1 protein-coding gene and 1 pseudogene are annotated in these 1,802 nt (G+C 71.6%); both read left to right on the plus strand.

From position 1 onward, the window contains the following. Window positions 1-304: pseudogene (locus ACFXPX_RS43635) on the plus strand (reductase); the annotation flags it as partial. 188 nt (window positions 305-492) lie between these two features. Then, a complete protein-coding gene (moeZ, locus tag ACFXPX_RS43640) occupies window positions 493-1,671 on the plus strand; it encodes an adenylyltransferase/sulfurtransferase MoeZ (RefSeq protein ID WP_380525900.1) in 1,179 nt (392 codons plus the stop codon). Window positions 1,672-1,802 lie beyond the last annotated feature (131 nt).

Raw genomic sequence — 1,802 nt, forward strand, 5'->3', positions numbered from 1 at the left:
GGTCCGGGCCTCGGGCTTCGAGGGGTCGATCGTGGAGGAGAACCGGCAGGTCCTGCTGCCCGCGCAGGCCGCCGGCCCTGCCGGCGACCACCTGCCGGGGCACGGCCACCACGCGTCCGGGCCGTACCTGCCGGGCCATCGGGCGGAGGGGCACCGGCCGGAGGGCCGGCCCGCCCCGGGGGAGCCGGTGCCGTGGCGGCAGGCGGACGTGCGGACCGCCCGGGACCGTCTCGGCTGGCGGACACAGGTGCCGCTGGAGGAGTCGCTGGGGGACGTCTGGCTGGAGACGGCCTGCCGGGTGTGAGGGGGCGCGGGGGCGTCCGGCGGGCGGTTCCACGATCCGGCGCGGCCCGTCTCGCCCATCGGACGAGCTGTCTCGGAATACCGGTGGGGCATGACACTGTTGGCCTAGAGAGCCACCTGAGTGGCGGTGCAACAACCCCGTCCGAGGCTGGCCCCGGCCGCCTGAACAAGAGACCCATCGGAGTCCCCGTGTCGTTGCCACCCCTGGTAGAGCCGGCCGACGAGCTCACCGTCGACGAGGTCCGCAGGTACTCCCGCCACCTGATCATCCCGGACGTCGGGATGGCCGGGCAGAAGCGGTTGAAGAACGCCAAGGTGCTCTGCGTCGGCGCCGGCGGCCTCGGTTCGCCCGCGCTGATGTACCTGGCCGCCGCCGGTGTCGGCACGCTGGGCATCGTCGAGTTCGACGTGGTCGACGAGTCGAACCTGCAGCGCCAGATCATCCACGGCCAGGCCGACATCGGGCGCTCCAAGGCGGAGTCCGCGCGCGACTCGGTGCAGCAGATCAACCCGTACGTCGAGGTGGTCCTGCACGAGGAGCGCCTGGACAACTCCAACGTGATGGAGATCTTCTCCGGCTACGACCTGATCGTGGACGGCACGGACAACTTCGCCACCCGCTACCTGGTGAACGACGCCGCGGTGCTGCTCGGCAAGCCGTACGTGTGGGGCTCGATCTACCGCTTCGACGGCCAGGCCAGCGTGTTCTGGGCCGAGCACGGCCCCTGCTACCGCTGCCTCTACCCGGAGGCCCCGCCGGCGGGCATGGTCCCGTCCTGCGCCGAGGGCGGCGTGCTGGGCGTGCTCTGCGCGTCCATCGGCTCGATCCAGGTGAACGAGGCGATCAAGCTGCTGGCCGGGATCGGCGACCCGCTGGTCGGCCGGCTGATGATCTACGACGCCCTGGAGATGAACTACCGCCAGGTGAAGGTCCGCAAGGACCCGGACTGCGCGGTCTGCGGCGAGAACCCGACGGTCACCGAGCTGATCGACTACGAGGCCTTCTGCGGCGTCGTGTCGGAGGAGGCGCAGGCCGCCGCCGCCGGTTCGACCATCACCTCGAAGCAGCTCAAGCAGTGGCAGGACGACGCGGAGGACATCTACCTCATCGACGTCCGCGAGCCCGGTGAGTACGAGATCGTCAACATCCCCGGCGCGGTGCTGATCCCGAAGAACGAGTTCCTCATGGGCGACGCCCTGGAGAAGCTGCCGCAGGACCGGAAGATCGTGCTGCACTGCAAGTCGGGCGTGCGCTCGGCCGAGGTGCTGGCCGTGGTCAAGGCCGCGGGCTTCGCCAACGCCGTCCACCTGGGCGGCGGCGTGCTCGGCTGGGTGAACCAGGTCGAGCCGCACAAGCCGGTCTACTAGGCCGCCGGCCGGACAGACGCGTCAGGGGCCCCACCGCTCGGCGGTGGGGCCCCAGACGCGGCCGCGGGCGCCCCGCGCAGGGCGCGTGCCGGCGCTGCAGCACGGTGTAGGCGCTCCAGCCCCGCCGCACC

Source organism: Kitasatospora sp. NPDC059146, from assembly GCF_042786665.1.
GTDB lineage: Bacteria > Actinomycetota > Actinomycetes > Streptomycetales > Streptomycetaceae > Kitasatospora.